This window comes from Burkholderia sp. SIMBA_051, assembly GCF_046534915.1.
GTDB lineage: Bacteria > Pseudomonadota > Gammaproteobacteria > Burkholderiales > Burkholderiaceae > Burkholderia > Burkholderia ambifaria.
This window is the reverse complement of sequence record NZ_JAWRXS010000611.1, coordinates 1-251: the sequence shown is the minus strand read 5'-3', so window position 1 is coordinate 251 and position 251 is coordinate 1. Positions and strand designations below refer to the sequence as shown.

1 protein-coding gene is annotated in these 251 nt (G+C 66.1%); it reads right to left on the bottom strand.

Annotated features, from left to right (window positions below; all coding sequences use genetic code 11):
* The coding region (gene pqqD / locus SB771_RS35940; protein WP_410722157.1) for a pyrroloquinoline quinone biosynthesis peptide chaperone PqqD at positions 1-155 on the bottom strand (155 nt) is incomplete at its 3' end.
* Between the last annotated feature and the right edge of the window lie 96 nt (positions 156-251).

Genomic DNA, 251 nt, shown 5'->3' with positions numbered 1-251 from the left:
CGCGAGAGAATTTCGCCCGCGCTCGGATTGAGCGTCACCCGACCTTCGGGATGGAGCAACACGTAGGCATGCTGCCCGGCTTCCCATTGCAGGCGGAATATCGCGCGCAGGCGCGGCCGCAAGCTGAGGTAGCGCCGGATGTTCGGGGCGGTCATGGGAAGCGGGGTGTGGCTGAACGATGAGCAGGGCGCCGCCGCGCACGATGACGACTTGCAACGTGCGCGCCGCGCTTCATCGTTGCTTCAGCGAAC